The 277-nt window shown below is 62.8% G+C and carries 1 protein-coding gene; it reads left to right on the forward strand.

Translation table 11 applies throughout. From position 1 onward, the window contains the following. Nucleotides 1-277, forward strand: a 277-nt coding sequence (locus tag GQB03_RS22785; protein WP_159694073.1) for a cadherin-like domain-containing protein, incomplete at both ends; no start/stop codon positions are given.

Genomic DNA, 277 nt, shown 5'->3' on the forward strand with positions numbered 1-277 from the left:
GCGCCTGCATTTGACGTGACGGTGAATGACGGCAGCGCGGACTCGAACACCTTGTCGGCGACGATCAGCTACACGCCGGTCAATGACGTGCCGGTGGTGACCAGTGCTTCGCTCACCGTATCCGAAGGCCAGACGATCACGCTCGGTGCCGGCAACTTTGGTGTGGCTGACCCAGACAGCGCGAGCTTCACCTACACGGTGAGCGGCGTCTCGGGCGGTTACTTCCAATTGAGTAGCGCCTCCGGTACCCCGGTCACGAGTTTCACGAGCGCCGACC

It is taken from the genome of Cognatazoarcus halotolerans (assembly GCF_009800965.1).
Lineage (GTDB): Bacteria > Pseudomonadota > Gammaproteobacteria > Burkholderiales > Rhodocyclaceae > Cognatazoarcus > Cognatazoarcus halotolerans.